We start from the raw sequence: 1107 nt of genomic DNA, 5'->3' as shown, positions 1-1107 counted from the left end.
TCAGCTGGAGGCGGGAAATGAGTGAGCGTGAAGCAGTTACACCAGAAATGATCGAAGGCTTCGTAGAGGCTTTCCATGCGTTCCCAGCTGGAAGCGTTGCCTATGATGTGGCGCTTAAGGCAGGTATTGAGGGTGCGTTAGCCGCCCGTACCGCACCAGCTGATCAGGCAGAAGGCACAACAAGCGACAAGTACCGAGCAGAGCTGTACGACGAAGTTTGGCATAAGGCCCGAGACATGGGTTATGGGAATGTCACTGATGCTCTGGTTGCGCTAGAGCGGCTGAACCAAGCCAGGGCCGCACTCCATGCCGAGAACGAGCGCTTACGGGAGGAATGTACTAAAGAGCGTCTTCACCGCAAGTCTGTAGAGATGTCCGCTAATCAAGATAATGGCCGCATGGCCTGCTCCATGATAGCAGCGCAGGCCGAAGTGGAGCGCTTACGGGAGGAAGTGGAGCAGCTAAACAAAGCGCTAGAAGTGGAGAAGCGCTCGGTAGAAAACGAAGTAAAGCGGCGCAATCAGTATGCCAAGGAAAGCGACGAGCTAGATAGGCAGGTAGAGGCGCTGAAGGCTGACGCTGAGCGGTATCGGTGGTTCAAGGAAAACTGCTGCCAAGGCGAAAACCTTGTGATTGCGCAGAGTGACGGATTTTCTCTGTCCTCATGGTCTGGAGATGACCCTGACCGGCATATAGACGCCGCCATCGACGCAGCCCGCGCAGCCAAGCCAGAGGTTGATCATGAGTGAGTACAACGTAATGTTTGAGGTGTTCGCGTCTACCAGCGTAACGGTACAGGCGGACTCAGTAGAGCAAGCAAAGGCTCTGGCTGAAATCGAGGCGAGTACCAGTCTTTGCCACAACTGTTCCAGAAGTCTGAATGTTTCTGACGTTGGTGAAGTGCTCGAAGTGTTAGGGCCTGACAATGAAGTAGCTTGGAGTCGGCCGGAAGACAACCGCGTGGCTGAGCTTGAGGCAGAACTAGCTGAGGCTGTGGACATACTGACTAAACTGATGGATGGCGTTGTATGGGAAGACCCTCATATATCTGTAAACAATGCTGCTGCCTTTGCCTTCCTAGCCCGCCACGGTGACCCGTCATGATCA

The 1107-nt window shown here is 54.2% G+C and carries 2 protein-coding genes; both read left to right on the top strand.

Going from position 1 to position 1107, the window contains the following annotated elements; translation table 11 throughout:
• Positions 1-749 (top strand): hypothetical protein (locus PLU01S_RS25165; RefSeq protein WP_218019579.1); only part of this gene is annotated, 749 nt, incomplete at its 5' end.
• Positions 742-1104, top strand: coding sequence for a hypothetical protein (locus PLU01S_RS25160; protein WP_084339978.1), 363 nt, complete (start codon positions 742-744; stop codon positions 1102-1104). The genes PLU01S_RS25165 and PLU01S_RS25160, both read left to right, overlap by 8 nt.
• Positions 1105-1107: the final 3 nt, after the last annotated feature.

The sequence above is a fragment of the Pseudomonas luteola NBRC 103146 genome (assembly GCF_002091675.1).
Classification (GTDB): Bacteria; Pseudomonadota; Gammaproteobacteria; order Pseudomonadales; family Pseudomonadaceae; genus Chryseomonas; species Chryseomonas luteola.
This window is presented reverse-complemented; position numbering and strand designations above follow the sequence as displayed.

Coding starts and splice junctions, on each gene's coding strand:
- PLU01S_RS25160 (WP_084339978.1), top strand. CDS start 742: ATGAGTGAGTACAACGTAATGTTTGAGGTGTTCGCGTCTACCAGCGTA.